Consider the following 424-nt stretch of genomic DNA (forward strand, 5'->3'; position numbering starts at 1 on the left):
TTCGATCTTTCCCTTCGGAGTGCAGTGTCTATTGCCAGAAGGCTACAAGATCCCCTAGCAGAACTCGTAAAGATCGAACCGAAGGCTGTAGGAGTCGGACAATATCAGCATGATGTTCAGCCTAAACGCTTAGAGGAGTCCCTCCATGGAGTCGTGGAATCCTGTGTGAATGTCGTTGGAGTTGATTTAAACACCGCCTCAGCTTCATTGCTCCAATACGTAGCAGGTTTAAAGTCAGCAGTTGCCAAAAACGTTGTAGCCTGGCGGGATGAACATGGAAAATTTAGCCGTCGTGATCAGCTTAAGAAAATTCCACGGCTGGGAGCCCAAACGTATATTCAGTGTGCGGGGTTTATTCGCCTGCCGGATGGAGTTAATCCTTTGGAAAACACACCTGTTCATCCGGAATCGTATGAGCTAGCGG

1 protein-coding gene is annotated in these 424 nt (G+C 48.3%); it reads left to right on the forward strand.

What is annotated here, in order from left to right:
* Positions 1-424: helix-hairpin-helix domain-containing protein (locus UF75_RS25945; RefSeq protein WP_045577388.1), on the forward strand; the 424-nt coding region annotated here is incomplete at both ends.

It is taken from the genome of Desulfosporosinus sp. I2 (assembly GCF_000960765.1).
In the GTDB taxonomy this organism is placed as follows: Bacteria; Bacillota; Desulfitobacteriia; order Desulfitobacteriales; family Desulfitobacteriaceae; genus Desulfosporosinus.